1 protein-coding gene is annotated in these 401 nt (G+C 59.9%); it reads right to left on the reverse strand.

What is annotated here, in order from left to right; all coding sequences use genetic code 11:
- A partial coding sequence (locus HMPREF2581_RS32525; RefSeq protein WP_177345070.1) for an S-type pyocin domain-containing protein occupies positions 1–401 on the reverse strand: 401 nt, incomplete at both ends.

Here is a 401-nt window from a genome sequence, read left to right on the forward strand (position 1 = left end):
TGGACTTTGCGGGAACCGTCACCTCATACCGGCCTGTCGCAGTATTGAGGGTCGCGGCGCGAACAGGCACGCCTTTGGGGACAGTTGCCCCGTTGGTCAGCATCGCGGCAATCTGCGATTTACCACTCGGGCTCTCTTGTGCAGCACTCGTGAGTCGTACCGGCATATCAACCGTGCCACCTGCCTTGGCGACGCTTTGCAAATCAGCCGTGCCAGGAAGCCCCAGAGCGGACGCCTCCAGTGCCAATGCATTGCGAACGCCGGCAGGAACCTTGTCACTGTCTTTACCAGCCTGGTCGGAGTAGAGCGATAGCACCGCGAAGGTGGCCACGTATGCGCCAGGTCCACTACCAGCAATCTGAATCAAGCGATTGACAGCATTCGTTAGGGAAGCCGCCAGG

The sequence above is a fragment of the Pseudomonas sp. HMSC057H01 genome (assembly GCF_001836405.1).
GTDB lineage: Bacteria > Pseudomonadota > Gammaproteobacteria > Pseudomonadales > Pseudomonadaceae > Pseudomonas > Pseudomonas aeruginosa.